Source organism: Neochlamydia sp. EPS4, from assembly GCF_000813665.1.
Taxonomy (GTDB): domain Bacteria; phylum Chlamydiota; class Chlamydiia; order Chlamydiales; family Parachlamydiaceae; genus Neochlamydia.
The window spans coordinates 1-1,566 of sequence record NZ_JSDQ01000043.1 but is presented as its reverse complement, the minus strand read 5'-3'; the positions used below and the strand labels follow the sequence as shown (position 1 = coordinate 1,566).

Below are 1,566 nucleotides of genomic sequence, written 5' to 3'. Positions count from 1 at the left end.
GAAAATGTTAAGGAGCAGGCTCTTATTGTAGATAGGATTTATAAGCTGGAAGAAAAGCTTTCTAAAACAGCAAAGGTAAATGCAATTTTTAGGCAAATCTTTACTTTAGCCAAGTCTCTTTCAACTTTAGAATTTAAAGTGCAAATAGAAGAAAAGAGGTGCCTTACTCTGGCTAATTACTCTTCTTATCTCTTAAATATCAATCGTCTTTTACTTTTGAAAAAACTTCCTGGTGGGGAAGAATACTTGAGCCGAGAAGAAATTAAGCTCTTGCCTCTAGAAAAAAAAGGAGAGTTTCTTAGAGATTGGATTGAAGAAAATTGTAAAAACATCATGGCTTTAGATTTATCTAAAGCAGGCTTGACTTACTTACCCCCAGAAATAGGCCAGTTATCTCAGCTGCAAGAGCTTCACTTAAATCAAAACCAGCTCACCGCTCTGCCTGCAGAAATCGGGCAGCTGTCTAAGCTGCAAAAGCTTTACTTAAATCAAAACCAGCTCACCGCTCTGCCTGCAGAAATCGGGCAACTGTTTCAACTACAAGGGCTTTACTTAAGCCAAAACCAGCTCACTAGTCTTCCTGCAAGAATCGAGCAGCTGTCTCAGCTGCAATGGCTTTACTTAAATCAAAACCAGCTCACCAGCCTGCCTGAAGAAATCGGGCAACTGTTTCAACTACAAGGGCTTTACTTAAGCCAAAACCAGCTCACCGCTCTACCTATAGAGATTGGGCAATTGTCTCAGCTGCAAGCGCTTTACTTAACTCAAAACCAACTTACCAGCCTTCCTGGAGAACTCTGGCAGTTATCTCAGCTGCAAGAGCTTAGCTTAAGAGAAAACCAGTTCACCGTTCTGCCTACAGAAATCTGGCAGTTGTCTCAGCTACAAGAGCTTGATTTAAGCCAAAACCAGCTTACTGACCTTCCTGCAGAGATAGGACAGCTATCGCAGCTGAAAGAGCTTTACTTAGACCAAAACCAGCTCACCACTCTGCCCGCAGAAATAGGCCAATTGTCTCAGCTGCAAGAGCTTTACTTAAATCAAAACCAGCTTACCAATCTTCCTGCAGAAACTGGGCAGTTGTCTCAGCTGCAATTGCTTTACTTAGATCAAAACCAGCTCACCGTTCTGCCTACAGAAATAGGTCAATTGTCTCAGCTGCAATATCTTCTTTTAAATCAAAACCAGCTCACCGCTCTGCCTGCAGAAATCGGGCAATTGTCTCAGCTGCAAAGGCTGGAATTAAATCAAAACCAGCTCACCAGTCTGCCTGTAGAAATCGGGCAGCTGTCTCAGCTACAATTGCTTTCCTTAAATCAAAACCAGCTCGCCACTCTGCCTGCAGAAACAGGTCAATTGTCTCAGCTGCAAGGGCTTAACTTAAGCAAAAACCAGATCACCAGCCTACCTGTAGAAATCGGACAGCTGTCTAAGCTGCAATGGCTTTACTTAAGCAAAAACCAGCTCACCGCTCTGCCTATAGAAGTCGGGCTACTGTCTCAGCTGCAAACGCTTGAATTAAATCAAAACCAGCTCACCAGCCTGCCTGTAGAAATCGGACAGCTA

The 1,566-nt window shown here is 43.3% G+C and carries 1 protein-coding gene; it reads left to right on the top strand.

Annotation, left to right across the window (positions count from 1 at the left end):
* Window positions 1-1,566, top strand: a 1,566-nt coding sequence (locus DB42_RS04100; protein WP_080502729.1) for a leucine-rich repeat domain-containing protein, incomplete at both ends; no start/stop codon positions are given.